Here is a 523-nt window from a genome sequence, read left to right on the forward strand (position 1 = left end):
TTACTTTTATTTTATATACTTTTTTCATTTTGTCATCCCCTTTATTTTATAATTGTTTAATACTAACTATTTTATAATTGCTTTCTTTATTTTCCCCTGAAGCTTCCATTGAAGCAACCATTGCTGCCATAAGCATATCTTGATCACTTTCTAATTCTTCAAATGTAATACCTTTTTTAGAAACTATCACTGTTTCAGTTTTTATTTCATTTTTCACTTGAGGCTTAACTATAACATCAGGTTTCTTTTGTTCTTTTCCCTCTTTAAATATTACTTTAAAGCTTTCTAAGATTAAAGAAATTATATATAGTAAAACAAAAACTATTAGCATTGACATTATAGATAATTGAATTCCTGTCATCATTGAAATTTTTTCCATCATATTTATCACCTACCTATACAAATAAATTTATTATATGTTCTTCTATTTCTGCTTCTGGATGTTCTCTTTTTTCTAAGAATTTTCTAGCGTTATCTGGAAATAATGCGTACATTAGTACATCTTCCATTGATTTAGCCAAAT

1 protein-coding gene is annotated in these 523 nt (G+C 26.0%); it reads right to left on the reverse strand.

Annotation, left to right across the window (positions count from 1 at the left end; genetic code table 11):
- Nucleotides 1-46: 46 nt before the first annotated feature.
- On the reverse strand, nt 47-382 hold the full coding sequence (locus tag GIL12_RS10005; protein ID WP_163470323.1) for an OadG family protein: 336 nt from the start codon (nt 380-382) through the stop codon (nt 47-49).
- Nucleotides 383-523: the final 141 nt, after the last annotated feature.

The sequence above is a fragment of the Fusobacterium sp. IOR10 genome, assembly GCF_010367435.1.
In the GTDB taxonomy this organism is placed as follows: domain Bacteria; phylum Fusobacteriota; class Fusobacteriia; order Fusobacteriales; family Fusobacteriaceae; genus Fusobacterium_B.